The 571-nt window shown below is 54.8% G+C and carries 1 protein-coding gene; it reads right to left on the bottom strand.

What is annotated here, in order from left to right; translation table 11 throughout:
- The coding region (locus tag ACXJ5O_RS29330) for a bile acid:sodium symporter family protein (protein ID WP_457302967.1) at positions 1 to 571 on the bottom strand (571 nt) is incomplete at both ends.

The raw sequence follows: 571 nt of genomic DNA, 5'->3' as shown, positions 1-571 counted from the left end.
GCCCCGCAAACAGCACGTTGGCGATGGGAACGCCACTTGCGAGACTTTTCTTTGACCCGCAAAAGGTGATCGCGATCTCGTCGGCTCTGGAGAAGCCGAGCAAACGGCTGCCAAACATCGTGACCACGAGCACGACCGCTAAAATTACGCTATCGATCGCCAGTAGAATGCCCAGATCGTGCAAGGACGTCGTCTGCCACAATCCTTGATTTACGGACGCGCTGAACGCCGAATAAACGACCATAAGAATTGATCCCCGGTCGACCGGCATGAGGATTTTGTTCTTGCTTCTGATGAAATTACCGATCCACGGCTGCAGGATCTGGCCCAGCAAAAACGGCGCAAGCAACTGCAGAAAGATAGACTGCAGTGCGTCGAGAGAGAAACCGGCATGTCCGCTGGCGGTGAGCAGAACGCCGGCCAGCAACGGGGTAAGGAACATCCCGAATATGTTCGATGCCGAGGCAGCGCAGATTGCGGCCGGAACATTACCGCCTGCTATCGATGTAAACGCGATGGAAGACTGTACCGTGGAGGGCAAGACACAAAGAAAGATTATCCCGGTGTACAG

This window comes from Phyllobacterium sp. P5_D12 (genome assembly GCF_054049495.1).
This window is presented reverse-complemented; position numbering and strand designations above follow the sequence as displayed.